Genomic DNA, 18513 nt, shown 5'->3' on the forward strand with positions numbered 1-18513 from the left:
TTAGCAGATGTTGAAAATCGTAGTCTTCACAGCTTCTTTCGCTGTGTTCGTCGTTTGCTTTTGGTTTTATTGGGCTTTTTACTCGGACGATTTGGCATATCGCGCGGTAGGGCACATTAATGCTTTGAACCAAGCCGGGACATGGGGTGACTCATTTGGTGGTTTCAACGCATTGTTGGGAGCTTTGGGCTTTACTGGCGTCCTCGCCACGCTACTCCTCCAAGGTCAGGCTCTACTCGTTCAACAGAAAGACCTTCATAAACAGCGTTTTGAGCAAACTTTTTTTGAGTTACTGCGCATGATAAGAGAGGCCCGTGAACAAATCAGATTCAGACACTCGCGGACCTATCAAGGACTGTTTCCGAAGGAAGATGGAAGTACACTTTCCGGCAATCACGCATTTCGGGCGGCGTATAAAGAATTGAGTTATTGGGTATATCTCGCCAATAAAAACGGAACGGAAATCAACAAAGATACATTGGGAAAATTCTATGCTGAACATGTGCACTCAAGATACGAGAGCACTTTGGGCGCATACTATCGCTTAATTTACGGCGCATTAGATCGTGTCCGGAACGACTCCTATCTCTCCGAAAAGGAGAAAGATGATTTGGGCAATCTCATCCGCAGTCAATTTACAAGCTTCGAGGCATTAATTGCCGGCTGCAATGCGTTGAACGATTTTGCTAAAGATTTCGACACGATAGTAGTGCGCTTCCGGTTATTAAAGTATGCTCGACGAGGCGAGGTTTACGATGCGTTACGAAAGCTCTATCCTCGAGAAGCGTTTTTGGGCCGCGACGAAGTAGATGTCGCACCCGACGCCGACACCCGAGATGATGACGACCTCGCAGATTGATTGAAACCAGCAACATCAATGCAACAGACCGTATGACCGCAGAACAATTCCGCGAACTCAAACAGCTGATTCTGAACCTCGCCGTTCGCGTCGAGGCTATCGAATTGCATCTGCGGCGTCAGGACGAAATCGCCGATCACCGGCATTCCCAACTCTACCAATGGTGCGCGCCGGACAACTACAAGATCAAGGTCGAGCGGATCGCTGGCACGCTTGACGTCGGCATTCCAGACGACGTCAGAAAGTTCTTCCCCAAGAACTAGAACTTGACGATGCCCCGTGCCACACAGCGGCAGTTGATCGGCTGTCCAGGCGGCAATCCGCCCTCAGCCCCCGTGGCCTCACCGTACCTGTATTCATGGCCGTCCAGCGACCTATGCAGCGGCCGCACGCGCTCATCATGCGAAGTCATCCACTCGTAGGACGTCACGCCTGCCTGAACGTGTCTAATGCGGTTCAGATCGCTGTTCAGTTTCGATATCTGATCCCGCGCGATCAGTTTCGCCCGGCGATCGGACAATGCGAACTGCTCGGTCAATTCTTTTCGCAGCACAGTCGCTGAGCGGCCGTTGATCACCGCATCCAGCACACTGCCCTTGAGCCGCTTCGCAGTATCCTCGAGCAGGCCCTTGATCAGCCCGACATTTCGGGCCGTGGCAGCTTCGAGATAATCGCTCAGGTCTTCCTGCCGAACGACTGCAGCGAGATCGATGCCGAGCACCCGTTTTGCCGAAGCCATGAAGTTATCGGTATGCCGCCTTGCTTCCAAGTTGAGAATCCGGCGCACCATGGCGGATGCACTGGCCGTCAATCTGCTGGTGATGATATCCAGCGTCGTGAAGTCATGCTCGGTCATGTCGACCGTCATTCGCTTGGCCGCCGCAACCTCACGCTCGGCGATCGGCAGGATCATTTCCCGAACTTGTGTCGCCATTTCCCGCAAGGAAGCCCGTAGGGCCTTGAGGTATGCTGTCTCGGCCGCAACACTGCCGCTTATCGGCGGAAGCGTTACAGAGGCTCCCTTGGGGCGTTTGGCCAGCGACGCCAGCTTATAGCGCACCATCAGTCGGTCTGCTGGCTATTCGGATCGGTGTTGTCATCTTCCTCACCACCCAAATCAGGATCGAAGTCATCGCCAGTGTCGGCAACGACCTGGTCAAGACCCGGATAGAAGGAGGACTCCACCAACTGCGTGGTAACAACCGTGCGGAGCTCCTGCCCCATGAAAATGCCACTGTCGACCAACGTCTTCGCAGTCTCGGCGTTCATCTTGCCGATCTCGGCGAGCTGCTTCTCGCTCATCTGCTCAAGCGGCGCCCAGCTGTAGAACACTTCCTCGGGGCGGGCACCGAGCGCAGAGCGCATCAGGCACTCGTCCAGACGATGAATGGCCGGTGTGATCTCCATGTTCTGCATCGACGAGATACGATCATGATAGTTTTTCATATCGCTTTCGCCGGTGGCGCTCATGCCGGCCGGAGATTGGCCGAGGAGACGCGTTACCGGGATATCCGCAGCACCCGACACCATCTGCAGGAACGTCTGCATGACCTCGGGCAGCGTAGAAAAGCTGATCGTCTTGCGCTCATATTCCTCACTGGCATCCATGACCAGGGCGCGGTTGATACCCTTCATGGTGGCCGCGAGGCTAAAGCGCCTGATAATGCGCGCCTCGTAGTCTGGATCAGCAAGGCTGGACATGAAATCCGGCGTCTTGAACACATCCACGTTGGCTTCGAACACAAGGCTGGCGATATTCGCCGCGGTGGAGTCAGCCTGTTTCATGGCAGTGATGACCGAATCCAGCGCGCTATCACCCCAGCCGGTATTCACACCAGCAAGCAGCGGATCAGGATGGGCATTACCGACGAAGATGCAAAGCCGCGAAGGATGGATGCGAAGAAACGTGGTCGCGCCGGTCACCTCGTACCATGAAGGCTTGCCAAACCATTCTGCAGTGACATCCTGCTCGATCGGCCCGGCAGTGATATCGCGGCGGTTGAGCACGGTCAGGTATTTGATGCCACCCTTCTTGATGCGCTCGATGTCGAGAGGCTCGGTAAGGTCAGGGTCGCCGGTCCCAATGAACAGGGCAGCGCCGCCCCACAGGCGAGCCTTGATCTGGACCTCATAGAGCTTCTGCCAGAAGCCGAGACGCTTTTCTTCGGCTTCGATTATTCCGATCTGCTTCTGGTCCGCCTGCCAGTCCCTGCCCTTGCGGACAGCGTCCTGTGCCGGGATATCCACGATCTTGCGACCGAGCCAGGTGAAGCGATAGGCGTTAAGCAACTCCAGGTCAGTCAGGCACTGGCCGCTATAAAAGGCGGTAGCCATCTTGTCGCGCAGAGGATCATTCAACCCGGCGACGAGTGACGTCAGACCATCGGTCTTGAGCTTCACGACTTCACCCATTGCGGTTTGGCTTTCTGAGGCTCGGCGGGTTCTGGATCACATGCTTGACGATGGAAGGCGCAGTCTTCACCACACCCTTCAGTCCTTGCTTGCGCGCCTCTGCCAGCATGCGCCGGCGCTGTTCGCAGGAAGAGCAAGCCATCAGTCATCCTCAAAGGTTGTCGAGTGTGTAATTCGAGCCGCCGCATATCTCGTCGACCGCATCGATGAACGGGTCGATCTGATCGTCGAACGAGCCATCTGGAAACGCGGCGTACTCGGATATGAATGTTTGCTTCCACGGCGCTGACTTCGGGAGCACCACCATGCCGGAGGCGACCGCGGGCACCACGTCGAGCGCGCGGGTGTATTTGTCCTTGTCACGCTGCAGGGCGATGACCGGTATCGACTTCCGCTTCACGGTCTGGATAAGTCCGGTACCGGAGACCTTGTCTTCCACCACCATCTTGCGCAGGCTGCCGTATCTCGCAGCATCCATGCCCTTGGCCTTGGCCCAGAAGGTGAGTGCGGTCTTTTCCAGTTCCGGCGCTTCGAAGCGGCCGCGCACCAGATCGATCAGGTAGGCCTTGTTGTCGAACCCGGCTCCCCAGTGCTCAAAGACCGAATAATCGTTGCGCTCTTTCGTCTTCTGCGCTGTATCGACGTAGATGGCCCGCCATTTCAGTTTCGGCAGTTCATCGTATTCGCCGAGCGCTTCGGTCTTGAACAGGTTACCGCCGGCAACGACAGGATCCTGACCGTACTGGCCCGCATAGACCTGCATCGCGCTCTGCAAAACCTTGATCTGTTCAAGATTGTGCTTCTCGCCCCATAGCGGCCCGTCGGGCAGCCCGTGCGGTATGACGGTCACATCACCCGGCGGCGGCTCCATCGCTCCATCGATGAGGACGGGAAGCCGCAGCACATGCCAGTGCTCGCCGGAGTTCTCCATCAGGTGCGCGGCAAAGTCGTCGACATGCAAGCGCTGCATGATCACGACGACCGGCACATCCTCATGTGCGAGACGAGACCGGAAAGTATTTTCCCAACGCTCGTTGATGAACTTGCGCGTCGTGTCTGAACTCGCATCGTCCGGCTTGAGCGGATCGTCGATCACCAGTGCGCCGGTGCAGCATCCATGCCCTTGGCCTTGGCCCAGAAGGTGAGTGCGGTCTTTTCCAGTTCCGGCGCTTCGAAGCGGCCGCGCACCAGATCGATCAGGTAGGCCTTGTTGTCGAACCCGGCTCCCCAGTGCTCAAAGACCGAATAATCGTTGCGCTCTTTCGTCTTCTGCGCTGTATCGACGTAGATGGCCCGCCATTTCAGTTTCGGCAGTTCATCGTATTCGCCGAGCGCTTCGGTCTTGAACAGGTTACCGCCGGCAACGACAGGATCCTGACCGTACTGGCCCGCATAGACCTGCATCGCGCTCTGCAAAACCTTGATCTGTTCAAGATTGTGCTTCTCGCCCCATAGCGGCCCGTCGGGCAGCCCGTGCGGTATGACGGTCACATCACCCGGCGGCGGCTCCATCGCTCCATCGATGAGGACGGGAAGCCGCAGCACATGCCAGTGCTCGCCGGAGTTCTCCATCAGGTGCGCGGCAAAGTCGTCGACATGCAAGCGCTGCATGATCACGACGACCGGCACATCCTCATGTGCGAGACGAGACCGGAAAGTATTTTCCCAACGCTCGTTGATGAACTTGCGCGTCGTGTCTGAACTCGCATCGTCCGGCTTGAGCGGATCGTCGATCACCAGTGCGCCGGTAAAGCCCGGTTCAGCAAGGATACCAGCACGAAAGCCGGTTATCGGCTCGCCAGAAGCCGCGGCGCGCAGATGGCCACCATCCGTGGTGCGCCACAGCCCTTTGGCGTTGGTCTCCAGCCGCATCCGGATCGGCCAGTTGGCCTGGTAGCCATCGAGACCGATGACATCCTTGACCTTCGACGAGTTATCCAGCGCCAGCGCTTGCGCGTAGCTGGCATGAATGAACCTCGATCGAGGATTGATGGCAAAGCCGCGGGCGATGAAGTTGACCACTGCGAGCTCGGTCTTGCCATACCCCGGCGGGATATTGATGATCAGCCGCTTGATCTGGCAGGTGAGAACCTTGTCGATCGTATCGCAGAACACCGGATGGAAAGGTGCGATCGAAAACGGCTGTCCTTCCTTCTCCAGAAAGAACTTCTTCGTAAAGGCTAGATGCGAGGCGAGCAGCGTGACCTTCTCAGCCTTGCGCTCTTCCTCAGTCTTCCGGCTCTCCCGCTCCGTCCTGATCGCCTTCAGCAATTCCAATCTGGACAAGTGCACGTTCAAGAACTTCAAGCTCCTGTTCAGTCATGCCCTTGAGGCGGGTGATGTCGGCAATCTGTACCGGTCCGCCCTTGGGTCCAGTATGTGCAACTGCAGCCAGCCGGGCATGCATGTAGGGTGCAGCGTCCTTGGCGAACGATGCTGCGCCGGCCAAATCTTCTTTTTTGACGCATTCGTTCATTGCCATCAGCATGACCTCCAGAGGCGTTAAGCCTTCGGCCGATGCCTTATCCGCAATTGCGCGCGTTCGCTTTGTAGAGGCACCTGGCTTACGCCCAGCCCCTATTCTTTTGCCACCACGCGCCACGATGATTACCTTTGATTTTTTTCAATCCGAAACCGGAATCGCCCTAGTGAGGCACGACCCCAGCACGAGCCAGCACAGCAGCCTGGCTAGCACTATCCAATGATGCTGTGACGCTTTCCATGATCGGCCTTGCGACGATTCGAGCCCCTGCCGTGGTGAAGTGTCCGAAATCCCATGAGATGATATCGGACGCTTTCCCTGGTATTCGAGCAAGGCAACCCTGATCGTTGCATAATACATCAGTCAGGGAGAAATAACGGGTGCCATTTTCTGAGGCCAGATGCCTGATCTGCCCGTCGACATGCTCATTCTGCTTCGTCGGAAGATCGGCAATCCTCTCTGGGATATGCGATCTATCTGCGTTCCACAGATCGAAGAGAACATCGGGCAGGTTTTTCGGATACTCGGGGAATTGACCGATGAGGACGACGTTGCTGCCGATTTGATGCAGCGCGTCGATTGATGCGCGCAGGCCATCGGCGTACTGGCCGGAAGCCCAGTCACTAGAATATCCGGCCCATCGAGCATAGATCAAAACCACATCGGGACGGGATTTGGCAAGGCGCTGGATTACCTTCGCCGTCATCGCATTGCAATAAGGATCGGAACTTCCTCCGGGCGGGCAGTTGCTGACGCTGAATTGAGCAATTTCGATACCTGCGCCAGCCTCGGCGCGTAGCCCCGGGTAAAGGCGGGCGCTGTAAGAATCTCCCCAGATCGCGACCTTCTTCGATAAGGGACTGAACCTATCGCACTCATCGCCAAAGTCGTTGGTGCCGTCCGCCTTTATGAACCAGCACGACCCCTCGCGAGCGTCCGTTACGTAGTCGTATTTCGAGTAGGCGAGGATCTTGTTGATGTCGCTCGAATACCATAACGAGCGCAGGTCGAAATAGGACGTCAGCGCGAAGACAACGCCCAAGGCGCACATGGTCGGGAATAGGTGTGAGAACGCGGTTTTCAGGCTCTGCCGCTGAACGCGACGCTCGAGGAGCAGATAAGTAGCTGCTGCCAAGCCGACGCTGATCCCAACAAGGTATGCCATTTGGAGCGCGGTGGGGGCGCCGATCGCGATCCGTGCAAGAGAGAAGACTGGCCAATGCCAGAGATACAGCGGGTAGCTGATCAGGCCTAGGCCAACGAAAGCTGGACTGGATAGGATGGTTCGATTGAATGCGGCGCCGTTTCCTGCGGCGATAATAGCGCATGTGCCGACTACCGGGAGTAGTGCCGCGGGACCAGGGAAGAACAAATCGCTGCGCTGAAAAACGGCTGAAAGGCCTATGAGTAGCAATCCTCCAGCGGCAATGATCTCCCCGCGCTTCAGATTTCTGGTTGGCAACACCGCGAGGAGGCTCCCGGCTGACAGTTCCCATGCCCTGCTCAGTGGGGAAAAGAACGCAGCGGTAGGAGACCAATTGGTGGCGTAGACGCTGTAGAGTAGCGAGATGATCGTAATGCCGCAGAATACGGTGACCATCGTCTTTCGTTTGCGGAATATGAGCGCGACCAAAGCGGGCCAGAGGATATAGAACTGCTCCTCGATGCCCAGGCTCCAGAGGTGGAGCAGCGGCTTGGTTTCCGAGGCTGCATCAAAATATCCCGCCTCGTGCCAAAAGATGAGGTTGGGGATGAATAGTGCAGCCGCAACGCCATGCCTGCCCAACATCTGAAGCTGCGCCGTCGATAGGACAGCCAAAGACGCGATCGCAGTCGCTGCGAGGACAAGGCACAGTGCCGGGTAGATCCTCCTGACGCGTCGGCCGTAGAAGGCTGATAGACTGAATGTCCCGCTTTCCAAGCTTTTTACGATGATTCCGGTGATGAGAAAGCCGGAAATGACAAAGAAAATATCTACGCCGACAAACCCGCCTGGCAACGCGCCCGGGAAGGCGTGAAAAATCACGACGATACCTACGGCTACGGCGCGCAGTCCGTCAATCTCTGGGCGATATTGGGGCTGCATTCAATCAGTCGCATCGTTTCATGAAGGATAGTCGCCTGGTTGCGACCAAAACCTCATAGCCGTTTACCAAACTGATTTCAAGGAACATCCCCGCCGCTCCCCGGGCGCTTCGGTGCGCGGGGAGTGCGCTGTCGTCGTGCCGCCTACCATCCATTCGAGCGAGGCGAAACCCTCATCGCCCGTCAATGTGAGGATCGTCGAATACGAAATGTGATCGCGCGGGTTCTCGCCGACAGACTGCAACCACCTGACTTGCGCCGTGATGGCCTCGACCTCGAGGTCGTTGACGCCCTCGAACACGTTCCCATTCATCGGGATGCCGTTGCTGTGCTGCACATGGTGGACGAGCTCGTGCACCAGAACACACTGGTCGTATCGGCATCCCTGACGCCAGCGCTTCAGCGTTATCACCGGCATCCACTGAACCGAGAACCGGCCCCGCGGCTCCATGTCAGGATCGATGTGGATGAAAGGCAGAAACTCAGGCCGAGGATACTTGAGGAGATCAGCACCGAAGTGCATGAACTCCAGCGCCAGATCGTACATGGTTATTTGGCCTTCGCCGGCATCTTTGCAACGGGTCGGTCAGGCTTTGGAAATGCTCCAGCCGCGCCGGAAGACAACAGCACGCCGATTGCAGCAAGGAATGCGCGTCGGTTCATACTGTCTCTCCAAATGAGAAACCCCGCACTGGGCGGGGCTATTGGCTATCAAGACGCACCGTAATCGGCCCTTATCAAGGGAGGATGTCTACGCGGGCTTTTCCCATCCATTTAACCGACTGGCCCATGACCTGGCGTCGTCCTGCCATGGGTTCGACCGACGCTGCCGCCGTCCTGATTATGCCGCCTGCTTCTTGAGCATTGCTGCCCGGCGCTGGCGTCTCTGTTCATTGCGCTTTTCGGCCCAACTGAAATCGTTCTTGGCACCTGCGATGATCGGCTGGAAGGCTTCGTCGTCGGCCCAGGAGATCACACCGTTCGTTCGGCGGGGTTCTCTGATCTTATCTGCAAAGTATGCGATTTCGGGGTCGTCAGGCAACTCCCCGAATTCAGCCATATCGTTATTCTGCAATGGCTTGCGAAAGAGTTTGAATATAATTTCTGAGACAGCGCGGTCTTTTCGGCGCCGCCCGGTCTCGGGATGGATGCCCCACTTGAAGCAACTGTCCTTGAAATACCGACGACCCGACGCATGGCAGAAAGCCCATTCCGAGAGGCTCATGCGATTGTTGGCATTTGAGACCAGCGCGAGCCAACTCAGTGCCTCATCCGCTTCCGACACCTGCCGAGCGGTGGGCTGGCGGGCAAGGCTGTCCCAAAACTCCTTGCGCTCCTCGGCAAGTCGCTCACTGCCCCAGCCGTTCTTGTCAACCTGGTCATGGAGATAGGGGAGCGACATGGATTTCATCGCCGTCGGCCCCACGCTGCCATAACTGCGCAGCGCGATCTCGTAGGCCTCGATCAGGCGCTCTGCGATATCACCCTCGGTCAAGGAATCCTCCGTCTGTCGTCAAGTAGGTCAAGTTGGTCGGAATTAGGGCCGAAGCGGCGATACAGGCGTTCATAAACCATGCCGCCCAAGGCATGCCTCTGTGATACCACACCGGACAAATCATGGGTGATGAACTGCAATTCACCCACAGGCATTGCGTCCCATGTCTCGAGCCAATCGCCCGTGCGATTTTCAACGATACTGCGGCAAGCTCGGATCATATCGGATGCCATCCACAGACCCACCTCGTCGAGCAGCAGCTTGTTATTGGCGGTCTCGGCCAGCGTTGAAAGTACGAGCCGCAAGTGCCCCTCGCCGAAGCGCCGAGCAATTCGCTCCAAGGTGGCCACAGCACGGGTTTCACCGAGCTCCGGATATCTGCGCCCGTCGATCAGTGTCACGCCGTACTCGGCCGCTATGGAGGCGACGCGTTCTGTCATGTGGACAACGCCTTCAACAATCTGGAGTGGCGATCGATATCCTGGTTGATCTGCGGCAACTCGTCGTTCCGAGCGGTGCGTAGGCGCCGGCATTCGCGGTCCTGCTGGTAGCGCAATTCGTTGACGAGCCATTCGCAGTCGGCAGCATCGAGTACGACGGCGTGCTTCAAAGGCTTAGTCATTGCTGCCACGCCTCCGGAAGCACCATGCAACCCCAAGGATCACCAACGCATATGTGAGAATGTCGAAGGAGGTCATGCCTTTGCCCTTTCCTTCCGCTCGATCTTCACCTCGCGCCCTTTGACGTAGATCGCGCCCCACTGCTTCTCTGCCTCAGATATGGCCGTGGGGAGCGTTTCGCCGTCTCGCCGGTATGTCCCGTTGATGTGACTGATGACGTGAGCCTGTGCGGCTATCAGGGCCTCGTTGCGGTCTGTGTAGACCTTGGGGTTCTTCCCATCCATGATCGGCCATGGCTTTGCATCGTGCGAAAAGCGACACATGGCATGATATCCAAGCGGGACCGGTACGACATAAGCTGCAACGCAGTTCATAGGAGTGCCATCGGGTTGGAGATTGCTTCGCGGCGGATGAGCTCGCTTTCGCCAGCGCTGCCGGTTTCATAGAAGGTTGTGGTCGGACCGTCCCAGCCCATCTCAACTTCGGCCGGCCAGTTGGCTTCACGCGAGAGTGCCAGCACGAGCTTTGCCTTGTTCTTCTGATCGTTGACCATCTCCTCCCAGAGTAGGTGAAGATCCGAATGCTCGGATGGCTCGTGCTCCTTAAGAAATACGAAGGGACGGAACGGAATGATCACGTGGTCAGCATCGCGCTCGACCGCTCCGATCAGATCGGTGTAGCGGGGGCGTCGATTGAGGATGGATTGCAGGAATTTCTCGTTGAGCGGCCCACGGTTCTCGTTGAACACATTCTTCTTCAACTGTGCACAGCCGAGGACGGGGCAATCCAGTTCGCGCGCGAGCTGCTTTAGCTTCATGGTTACCACCTGGCCGAATTCCCAATCCGCCAAACTCTTCTCGCTCTTGGTGCGATCGATCAGCCCGATGTGGTCGACGACAATAAGGCCTTTTCCTTTGCGCTGGACGAAGGCTCGAGCCCTTTCCATCACCAGATCGAGCGTTAACCGGTTCTCTTGGATGTAGAAAGGCCTGTCCCGGTTAGCATTGCGGAACTGCATCAGCCTTTCATAGTCAGCCTCGACGACCTTGCCGCGCTTTTGACGATTGACCGATATCTTGGTGTCACGGCTGGATTCGCGCATGGCGAGTTCCATTGCCGTCATCTCACCCGAATACATCCACACCGGGAACCCGTCGATTGCTGCACCCATGGCAATCTGACCGGCCAAGGCTGACTTGCCCTGCTTGGTGGCGCCGCCGAGGATGATCAATTGGCCGCCGCAAAGCGGCCCTATGAGGCGTTCCAATGGTGGAAGGCGGTAGCTGACGCCGACAGTCTTCTTGCCGCTGTACGCCTGACTGGTGGCTGCTAGGGCATCATCACACGCTTCACCGAACGAAGTCGCGCCATAGATCGTGTCTTCATCCGACAAAGCGGTGGTGATTGCCGAGATCGCCTGCTCGCCGAGTTCCTTCGGGCTCACATTGGGCGCGCGATTCCGCACTGCCCTTATGAGATCCTCTGCACCATTGATCAGCGATCGATCGACAGCGAGATCGTAAATCTCGTTGGCATAGGTCGGCGCCATCATTGCCGGCATGGCCTCGGCCGCGAGACGGGCGAGGTATTGGGAGACTGTAAGCCCACCCACCTTCGCATTCTCATCAAGGTACGACTTGATCGTTATTGGACTCGCTATCTTGCCGGCGCGGATCATCTTCGATGCGTTGTCGTAGATCGCCTTATGCAGCGGCTCATAAAAATGTTCGGGGAGGAGTTGCCCAGAGATAAGACCGAACGCCTCGTTATTGATCAGGAGTGCGCCGAGGAGAAGCTGCTCGACCTCGATGTTGCAAATCTCGCTCATGCTGCTGCCTCAAACAAGTCTGTCGGGAATGGTCCGCCCCACTGGTCGGCCATCGCCTCGGCAATGCCGGAGAAGAAACGGGAGCGCTCGCGCCAACGATCGGGACCGGGCGAAGCACGATGAACGCGCGCCTCGCGGCCCTCGACGATGTTGGTGGGCGTCAAGGTCGGTAGGTTCTTGAGCCAAAAGCAGGTGCGCTTTGTCTCGCCATGGCCGAACTGCCACGGCTGCACCGATTGGGCCGGCTCCTGATAGTTCTCGATCAGTGCCTTGGCATGGCGATGCATTATGGGGTTCTCGACGCATATGCGGTCGATCGGCGCGTTCCAGAACGTTGAGAAGAGCGCTGCGCCTTCGCGGAGCTCTTCTTGCATCTGATCGGCAGTCTTCCCCGGCGGCGGTACTGAAAGCCAGCGAACGCCGGAATTGCACAGGCGGGTGCATGGCGGGTGCGCGACCATAAGCAAATCCCAGCCATCATTCAGGATGTCGCGAGCATCGCCGACTATATGTTTGTTGCTGCGATCATCGGCCGGCAGCAGATCGCATGACCATGCATCATGACCACGCGCGGCAAATGCCCGACGCACTGTGCCGGAAAACTCGCAGGCGACGAGAACGCGAAGCTCTTTCATGCCGCCACCGCCAGGTCGAGTTTCTTCTGTCTGGTTTTGGTGAGGCGTTGTTCTTTCTTCTTACGTCGGCTGCTTTCCAACGCATCGATGCCGCCAACCAAAGCCCAGAACATTATGCCGAGTGCATCAGCCTCGTTATCGTTTTTTGGATGAAGACCTCGCTCCGAACATACGCGCATAACCTTATCTTTAAGCCACTTGCGACGGGCTTCCGTCCTCGCGGCATCATCTTTAAGGCCAGCACCTACCTCTTTGGGCGCTCTCGTGCACTTGATGAAGGATTCGCGCCAGCTGTCCACCGGACACGTAATGGGAGGCGGAAGCTTCTTGCGAACACACATCATTTCCAGCACGACCAGCCACATAGCGGCCATGCGGCGCCCCGCCTCACTCTTTTGCGAACCGTATGACTCGCCTTCGAGAATTATTTGAAGTTCGTCTTCTTCAATTCCACGCTCTCGCCGAAGAGCGTTGAAATTTTCCCAGAGATTCCAGGCGAATTGTCCGCGGAGGCAGCACTTCTTGCCGTCGATGTCTTTTTCAAGATCCCACGTTCCATAGAAAAGCTGATCCTCTCGCTTGTAGGGCTCTGCACGCTCGGGCAACAGATCGATATCAAGATGGAGGCACCATCCGAACTTTTTGGAAGGGTCGAGCGCAAGCTTATGCATCTTTTCCATATTCCTTCATGTCTTGCAGGGCGAAGAGATCGAGGGCTTCCTCGTCGCGCATGATGCGCAGGCCGCGCGGTGCAATCTCGCGATTTACTCGGATGAGCGTGCTCGCGAACTGAGCGTAAGCTCCGACCGGTTGCTTGATCGGATCATCGAAGCCACAAGCCCGCATGACGGCTTGGCGGCGAATCCATCTGCCGGGACGCTGTTCGAAATAGGAAAGCAAACTGCGATCCAGTGGGTTGTCCAATCGAACGATGTGGCGAGCGAGGTTCATGCTGCATCCTCCGCGAAGAGGTTGGATTGACGTGCATCCGAATGGCGATCGAGCATGCGGAGAACGGTCTCGCCTTTCCATTTCTTGTCGAAGACGAACCAGGCATTGAGCATCGGCGGAGCGCCCTGCCCGGTGAAATCGATCTTCCAGCGCATCAGGTAGACTCGCGCCGGCGGATGCTGTGCCCAAAAATGCTTAAGCCCACCGGCACCCGGCCAACCCCAATTCATCAGCAGCGCCATGTATTCGACATTGAGGACGTCGAGTGCGTGCTTTAGCCAGCGAGCCTTACCGTTGCCCCATCCACATTCTGCAAAAGGCGGGTTGGTGACGATGGCATATGATGGGAAGGTCGCTTCCGTAAAGTCGTAGAAGTCCCTGATCACCGCGCCGCACCCGCGATCGACGAGATCCGACGCATTTACGTCGAGGCCAATAGCCTCCATCTCTCGGACCATGGCGCCGTCACCGGCGGCCGGCTCAGCTATAGTGCGGAAGTCGCGAAGCCGGTCAATCTCAGCGGCGAGGAAAGCGCGGGTCGGCTCTGGCGGTGTTGGATAGAACTCATCTTTCTCGCGCTCGAGGTGCTCTACCTTCTCGTAAGAGCCGTCGAGATTGAGCTGGACAACCGGCTTTGATTTCTTGCCCGTGGCACGAAACAGACCGCGTGCGGAAGGTGCGTTCATGGCCGCACCTCGCTCATAAACCCGATTGCGATCAGACCGACGAGGAGAACTGCCATGACGGCTGGAACGACGATCTCCCAAAGTTTGACAGGGCGCTCGTTCATGCCGCCCTCGCCTGAATGGGTTTCGGCGGGCGCGGGACATAGGCGAGATTCGCGTGATACGGGCACCACGACTTGCCTTCATCGGTCCGCTTGCCGCAAAAAAGGTGATCTTCGCCGACCGGGGCGTTATTCACTTCCCATTTGCACTGACGCGGTTCGAGCTCGTGAAGGAGCACCCGCAAACTGTCGGCTTCAAATGCAAGCTTGCTGACGACCGGTGCCTCAACGAGAACCGGATCGTTCACCCGGCTGGCCTTCTTGGCGGCGAGATTGCCGGAGTGGAAACGGTGCTGGGTGGGCTTTACAACGAGCGGGGCAATCTTTTGCACTGCCTTTTGCCGGACGGTCGCGTTCGTGCACTTCTCGGATTTGCTGATGCTTCCGCCCAGACCAATGCCCATCTGCTTTTGCAGCCGGTGGACCTTCCCGATGACACTGTTTCGCGACGTGCCAAGTTCCCTGGCGATCATGCTGCCGCTCTTGCCCTCGTGGAGTAATTCCCGCAGCAGGGTCACCCGCTCTTCCGTCCAGTCGAAGTTTGATAGCGACCTCATGCTGCGCGCTCCTCGACGAGCTCGATTGAGCGAGAGCGATTGGGCATGATCCTGACGAAGCCGCGCTCATGCAGGCGCACGATCAGGTTGTAGGCAGCGGTTTTCGAGACGCACAGTGCCTCGGCCGTTTCCTCGTAAGTCGGCGCAAGTTCAGTTTTGGCTTTGAATTCACGGATGAACTCGATCGCTTTCAACTGCTTCGGCGTGAGACCGGGCCGATCCGTCTGCAGTTCAAGTGCGATCGCCTTTGCCAGTGCCGGGCTCTCTTTGACGATGCGCCGGGCGCGCATTTTGAGCGTTTCCATGGGCTTCACCCTTTCTGCGCCAGCGCCGAGCGTGATGGTTCTGGGTCGCCCATAAGGCGCGAGGTGACCGTGCCGAATGCCTTGGCGCGCTCATGTGGGCCCTTGGGCGCTGCCGCTGCCGGCAGGGCTGCGACCTTGCTCTCGACCTTCTGGCGGGTCTCGTCGGCCCATTTCGGCAGGACGATTTCAAACCATCCGCCTTCCTCCTGGACCTTTTCCCACTGGCACCATTTCGCCGGCTCGACGCGGTTGACGAACATCGCCTGGTGACCAAGCTTGATGAGGAAATAGTCGCCCTTCCCTGTCGCCTTCTTCTCGACGATCGCCTGGCCGACACTGTTGTTCTTGCGAAGGCGGATCATGCCATGCTGGGGGCCGTCGCCGAGCAGGACCTCGACCTTATCCTGGTCGGAGACGCCAAGTGCTGAGGCCGACTTCATATCGATGTTGAGGAGAAGGATCGCGGTCTTCTTGCCGCGAAGCGTTGCCTTAATGCCGGTGCCGATCGAAGCGGGCTTGAACTGGATGACTGCTTTGACCCACGCCATTTACGCAGCCTCCTCGCTGAAACCCGGATCTTCGCCGTTGATGGTTTTTGACAAATCCTTGTTTGCAAAGGCCGTTCCGTCGTTCATGCCGCGCTGCCAGGCCTGCCCCATCGGGCTATCGACGCCATATGGATTGATGTTTTCCTTGCGGCCCTTACCTGCCGCGAGACCCTCGGCGTAGGCGCGCTCCTCGGCGTCCGCCCGATCTACGTCGAGTAAGTCAAGCTGGCGGCCAAGTGGATGACCAAGCCAGCGAGCAACCCTGATCTTCCATTCCAGATCGCGAATGACATCGTTGATGTCTTTGTCCTCAAGCTCCTGAGCCCATTTGAAGACTGACTTTGGAATCCCGGCGTTGCTGGCGCGCTTATAATTGTCCTTCATTCCCGACATGATGCCGGCGATCTCGCTCTTATCCTGCTTGATCACGCCGAGTGTCTCGTGGAAGACCTGCTCGATATAGTCGTCGTTGCTGTTATGGCCTGCTGCGGTCATCGTGAATCCCCTTCATCAGTGGGTGTGGAATTTTCAGTCCCGCGAAGTTCCGGCGCGATCCATAGCGCCAAGGAACGCGCGGAAAGCAGCAATGAACGAGCGAGAGATATCCTCCTCTTCGCCAGCCAAGAGAGCTTCGGCCCGGGCAATGATCCGTTCATTCTTTGATAGTTCTGATTGGCCGTATCGGACACCGGCTATCTCCTCGATTTCTTTGATTTCGTCGGCGCTGATCGATATGCGCGGATCCGCATACCAAGCGTCTTTGGTTCTGTTGAATGACCAGCCAAGCAGCCTTGAAGCGGCCCTGATGCGGTCCTTGACGCTCCGGCCCGACCCCACCGGAGAAATGCGCTCGTGAAGCGCGCACTGCACAAATTCAACGCTACTCATTTTGGATTTCTCCGATGATTTTTCGGACATTTCCGAAGTCCTTTCCGGTACGTGTTGAGACGTACTACCGGGGCGTTAGGCTTCGGTTCTGGGTTGAAAGGGAAAGACGATGAACCTGCAGCGAGCAAAAGGTTTGGCGACGCAGATGCCGGTGCAGTTGGAATTGTTCGGATCATTTGCGAAACTTCCCCGCAATGGGGGTCGCCAGACCCGAAATTACGGCCCAAAGAACAACTACAGGCCAGATTGCGACAACGATCCATTCGCGGACGCCCGGGGCTACATCCCACCGTATGAAGGCAGCACCCCCAAATAGACCCAAGACATAGAGGCTGATCGCGACGACGGTCATTCAAGCCACCGCTGCTGGTGCGGTTGGCCAAGGCATCCACGCTACTGGCGGAGAGTCCTTCGTGAACATCTCCCAAGCCTCACGCTTGGATATCCAACGACTGACGGTGACGGTGCCAGAAGAACCCACTGCGATGATCTTTCGATCTTGGGGCGCCGATTGCATGTCGAAGTTCCAATCCGACGCTGCTGATTTCGCAACCGCCAAGGCCTCCTCGAGGCCAGCAATGATTTTCTGAAATGCCTCAGCACTCACGCTTTCACCTCGTACTCGGAAGGATCAATCTTGCGGACGTCAGAAGCCGCTCCAAACGTACCAAGCTGTTTGGTACGAAACTCGCGCGTGCCCTGCGGATCGAACGTCGCTGCAGCTCCTGTTCGGAGCCAGCCCGGCGCTTTCGCAGCGGCACGCGCCATTTTCTTCTGGGAGGATTTACTCATGCTGCCGCTTCCGTAACCGGTCGAGAGACAGACGTGGGCCACTCCGCGCCGTCTGGCCAATTCTCGGAGAACCACAAGACAACTTCGTCGTACTTTTTCGCGGTGAAGGTCTTGCCTTCCCTGATACGAGTGAAGAACCGGCCATCGGAGGCGCAAAGCCGTCCGATGGTGCTCTCCTCGATCTTGCGAGAAACACCGAAAGCCGAAGCCAGTGACAAAAGATTGTTTGAAAGCTCTGTTTCCATATACAAAGGGTAGTGGGAAACTTCCCACTTATCAAGGGGAAATTTCCGATTTCACAAAATATGTGGAAATTTCCTATTGTCGCGAGATCATGGATCTCAAAACGATTGTAGTTAACCGCTTGGAACAACTTGGTGTTGGCGCTGTAGAGGCCGCCACTGCTGCAGGCATTGAACGAACCTTCATTCGCGATATCGTTGATGGCAAAAAGAAATCGGTGCGAGCGGATAAAATGGGGGCATTAGCGCGGGCTTTAAAACTTAACCCCGAAGCGCTTATGCAAGGCGAATTGCTGGCTGATGACGAGCCGGTCGACCACGCTTCCTATGTACGTCTCATGGGGTTCATTGGAGCTGGCGCTGTGATCGAGCCTGACTTTGAACAGACGCCTCCGGAAGGTCTCGATCAAATCCATATAGAAATCCCGCTTCCTGGCGACATGATTGCATTCCAAGTGAAGGGCGTTTCGATGTTGCCTCGCTATGACGAGGGCGACGTAATCATCGTTTGGCGGGAACAGAAGCGCGGGACCGACTCGTTCCTTGGCGAAGAGGCCGCAGTACGTACGCGCGACGGCCGAAGGTTTCTCAAAACTATACGTCGCGGCGAGAACGGCTATACGTTGGAATCGTGGAATGACCACCCCATTGAAAATCAAGAATTGGATTGGGTTGGCGAAATCTACGTCACGATTCGGGGCAATCAACTTCGGCGTATGGTGAAGTCCATGCACCGCCAAGGCGGTGTTCAAGGCCAATTGAAGTTGCGCGCCTAAATGGATCCCGTTCGTCTTATAGTTGTCATGGCCTTTGATCGCTCCGACGAAGGCGAGCTCGTTCCTGCTTTTGAGGCTATGCAATTCGACAGCGAAGATCGCGCGATGCGCAGCGCTCGCGAGTTGGCGAGAAAGCATGATGGCGTTCTCGCCTGGGCGCGTGACGCTCAACCGGATGTAGGTGAATACGGGCCGCCGACGGTCCTCTTTCAGTCCGGTCAAGTGCCGGAGATGGAATAATGCCGGATTTT

General features: G+C 57.1%; 27 protein-coding genes. 4 read left to right on the top strand and 23 right to left on the bottom strand.

Annotated features, from left to right (window positions below; genetic code table 11):
- Window positions 1-7 precede the first annotated feature (7 nt).
- Together HQ945_RS08420 and HQ945_RS08425 are read left to right on the top strand one after the other, a co-directional pair.
- Entirely contained in the window at window positions 8-859 is an 852-nt protein-coding gene (locus tag HQ945_RS08420) for a putative phage abortive infection protein (RefSeq protein ID WP_174207936.1), read from the top strand.
- Window positions 860-891: 32 nt separating this feature from the next.
- Complete coding sequence (locus HQ945_RS08425) at window positions 892-1122, top strand: hypothetical protein (RefSeq protein WP_174207937.1); 231 nt, start codon at window positions 892-894, stop codon at window positions 1120-1122.
- On the opposite strand, the gene HQ945_RS08430 is transcribed toward HQ945_RS08425, so the two are convergent.
- From HQ945_RS08430 to HQ945_RS08535, 23 genes are all read right to left on the bottom strand, one after another.
- Complete coding sequence (locus HQ945_RS08430) at window positions 1119-1922, bottom strand: phage head morphogenesis protein (RefSeq protein ID WP_174207938.1); 804 nt, start codon at window positions 1920-1922, stop codon at window positions 1119-1121. The two genes, HQ945_RS08425 and HQ945_RS08430, sit on opposite strands and share 4 nt — an antisense overlap.
- Entirely contained in the window at window positions 1922-3271 is a 1350-nt protein-coding gene (locus tag HQ945_RS08435; protein ID WP_174207939.1) for a DUF1073 domain-containing protein, read from the bottom strand. The genes HQ945_RS08430 and HQ945_RS08435 overlap by 1 nt, the downstream gene beginning before the upstream one ends.
- The gene (locus HQ945_RS08440; RefSeq protein WP_174207940.1) at window positions 3264-3413 is read right to left on the bottom strand and encodes a hypothetical protein; all 150 of its coding nucleotides are present in this window, start codon (window positions 3411-3413) and stop codon (window positions 3264-3266) included. The genes HQ945_RS08435 and HQ945_RS08440 overlap by 8 nt, the downstream gene beginning before the upstream one ends.
- Before the next feature lie 9 nt (window positions 3414-3422).
- Window positions 3423-4367, bottom strand: a complete 945-nt coding sequence (gene terL / locus HQ945_RS23105; protein ID WP_343051195.1) for a phage terminase large subunit — start codon at window positions 4365-4367, stop codon at window positions 3423-3425.
- Entirely contained in the window at window positions 4364-5557 is a 1194-nt protein-coding gene (locus tag HQ945_RS22830; protein WP_246272618.1) for a hypothetical protein, read from the bottom strand. Before HQ945_RS22830 ends, terL begins: the two co-directional genes overlap by 4 nt.
- A complete protein-coding gene (locus HQ945_RS08450) occupies window positions 5499-5753 on the bottom strand; it encodes a hypothetical protein (protein WP_175584990.1) in 255 nt (84 codons plus the stop codon). Before HQ945_RS08450 ends, HQ945_RS22830 begins: the two co-directional genes overlap by 59 nt.
- 163 nt (window positions 5754-5916) lie before the next feature.
- A complete protein-coding gene (locus tag HQ945_RS08455; protein ID WP_174207942.1) occupies window positions 5917-7839 on the bottom strand; it encodes an acyltransferase family protein in 1923 nt (640 codons plus the stop codon).
- Window positions 7840-7902: 63 nt separating this feature from the next.
- Window positions 7903-8385, bottom strand: a complete 483-nt coding sequence (locus tag HQ945_RS08460) for a hypothetical protein (RefSeq protein ID WP_174207943.1) — start codon at window positions 8383-8385, stop codon at window positions 7903-7905.
- A 294-nt stretch (window positions 8386-8679) separates the two neighbouring features.
- Window positions 8680-9333, bottom strand: a complete 654-nt coding sequence (locus tag HQ945_RS08465; protein ID WP_174207944.1) for a hypothetical protein — start codon at window positions 9331-9333, stop codon at window positions 8680-8682.
- Entirely contained in the window at window positions 9330-9773 is a 444-nt protein-coding gene (locus HQ945_RS08470) for a hypothetical protein (RefSeq protein ID WP_246272619.1), read from the bottom strand. The genes HQ945_RS08465 and HQ945_RS08470 overlap by 4 nt, the downstream gene beginning before the upstream one ends.
- The gene (locus HQ945_RS08475; RefSeq protein ID WP_174207945.1) at window positions 9770-9955 is read right to left on the bottom strand and encodes a hypothetical protein; all 186 of its coding nucleotides are present in this window, start codon (window positions 9953-9955) and stop codon (window positions 9770-9772) included. The genes HQ945_RS08470 and HQ945_RS08475 overlap by 4 nt, the downstream gene beginning before the upstream one ends.
- Before the next feature lie 72 nt (window positions 9956-10027).
- A complete protein-coding gene (locus HQ945_RS08480) occupies window positions 10028-10276 on the bottom strand; it encodes a hypothetical protein (protein ID WP_174207946.1) in 249 nt (82 codons plus the stop codon).
- Window positions 10277-10323: 47 nt separating this feature from the next.
- Window positions 10324-11781: a replicative DNA helicase gene (locus HQ945_RS08485; RefSeq protein ID WP_174207947.1), complete on the bottom strand. Its 1458-nt coding sequence runs from the start codon at window positions 11779-11781 to the stop codon at window positions 10324-10326.
- Window positions 11778-12416, bottom strand: a complete 639-nt coding sequence (locus HQ945_RS08490; protein WP_174207948.1) for a hypothetical protein — start codon at window positions 12414-12416, stop codon at window positions 11778-11780. The genes HQ945_RS08485 and HQ945_RS08490 overlap by 4 nt, the downstream gene beginning before the upstream one ends.
- A complete protein-coding gene (locus HQ945_RS08495; protein WP_174207949.1) occupies window positions 12413-13096 on the bottom strand; it encodes a hypothetical protein in 684 nt (227 codons plus the stop codon). The genes HQ945_RS08490 and HQ945_RS08495 overlap by 4 nt, the downstream gene beginning before the upstream one ends.
- The gene (locus tag HQ945_RS08500) at window positions 13080-13367 is read right to left on the bottom strand and encodes a hypothetical protein (RefSeq protein ID WP_174207950.1); all 288 of its coding nucleotides are present in this window, start codon (window positions 13365-13367) and stop codon (window positions 13080-13082) included. The genes HQ945_RS08495 and HQ945_RS08500 overlap by 17 nt, the downstream gene beginning before the upstream one ends.
- Window positions 13364-14053, bottom strand: coding sequence for a hypothetical protein (locus HQ945_RS08505; protein WP_174207951.1), 690 nt, complete (start codon window positions 14051-14053; stop codon window positions 13364-13366). Before HQ945_RS08505 ends, HQ945_RS08500 begins: the two co-directional genes overlap by 4 nt.
- Before the next feature lie 100 nt (window positions 14054-14153).
- Window positions 14154-14711 (bottom strand): GcrA family cell cycle regulator, encoded by a 558-nt coding sequence (locus HQ945_RS08510; RefSeq protein ID WP_174207952.1) that lies wholly within the window; start codon window positions 14709-14711, stop codon window positions 14154-14156.
- A complete protein-coding gene (locus tag HQ945_RS08515) occupies window positions 14708-15016 on the bottom strand; it encodes a LexA family protein (protein ID WP_174207953.1) in 309 nt (102 codons plus the stop codon). The genes HQ945_RS08510 and HQ945_RS08515 overlap by 4 nt, the downstream gene beginning before the upstream one ends.
- Before the next feature lie 5 nt (window positions 15017-15021).
- Window positions 15022-15564: a hypothetical protein gene (locus HQ945_RS08520; protein WP_174207954.1), complete on the bottom strand. Its 543-nt coding sequence runs from the start codon at window positions 15562-15564 to the stop codon at window positions 15022-15024.
- Window positions 15565-16059: a hypothetical protein gene (locus HQ945_RS08525; RefSeq protein ID WP_174207955.1), complete on the bottom strand. Its 495-nt coding sequence runs from the start codon at window positions 16057-16059 to the stop codon at window positions 15565-15567. It lies immediately after the preceding gene.
- 33 nt (window positions 16060-16092) lie between these two features.
- Window positions 16093-16452: a hypothetical protein gene (locus HQ945_RS08530; protein ID WP_246272620.1), complete on the bottom strand. Its 360-nt coding sequence runs from the start codon at window positions 16450-16452 to the stop codon at window positions 16093-16095.
- Between the two features lie 603 nt (window positions 16453-17055).
- Window positions 17056-17244, bottom strand: coding sequence for a hypothetical protein (locus tag HQ945_RS08535; protein WP_174207957.1), 189 nt, complete (start codon window positions 17242-17244; stop codon window positions 17056-17058).
- Window positions 17245-17455: 211 nt separating this feature from the next.
- Between HQ945_RS08535 and HQ945_RS23110 the strand changes: the two genes are divergently transcribed.
- Complete coding sequence (locus HQ945_RS23110; protein WP_174207958.1) at window positions 17456-18262, top strand: S24 family peptidase; 807 nt, start codon at window positions 17456-17458, stop codon at window positions 18260-18262.
- On the top strand, window positions 18263-18502 hold the full coding sequence (locus tag HQ945_RS08545; protein ID WP_174207959.1) for a hypothetical protein: 240 nt from the start codon (window positions 18263-18265) through the stop codon (window positions 18500-18502).
- The last annotated feature ends 11 nt before the right edge of the window (window positions 18503-18513 follow it).

Source organism: Phyllobacterium pellucidum, from assembly GCF_013327855.1.
Taxonomy (GTDB): Bacteria; Pseudomonadota; Alphaproteobacteria; order Rhizobiales; family Rhizobiaceae; genus Phyllobacterium; species Phyllobacterium pellucidum.